Here is a 244-nt window from a genome sequence, read left to right on the forward strand (position 1 = left end):
GTGTCGCGCAGTTCCTGCGCTGACCGCCTCGCCTTCGTCGTGTTGTGCGGCTGCGCTTCGCTTGCCGCGAGCGGGGGCTCCGCCACCCGCACCCCTTGCGCCGTCGCTTCGCTCGGCGGCTGGGTTGGGTTCGGCGGTCGGCTCGCCTGTGGGGGTCGGTTTCGGTGGTCCGCTCACCTGCGGGGGTCGGGTTGCGCGGTCAGCCCGGCCTAGCTGGTACGGACAGGCCGTGGACGGTACGGAC

The sequence above is a fragment of the Kribbella sp. NPDC048915 genome (genome assembly GCF_040649595.1).
Taxonomy (GTDB): Bacteria; Actinomycetota; Actinomycetes; order Propionibacteriales; family Kribbellaceae; genus Kribbella.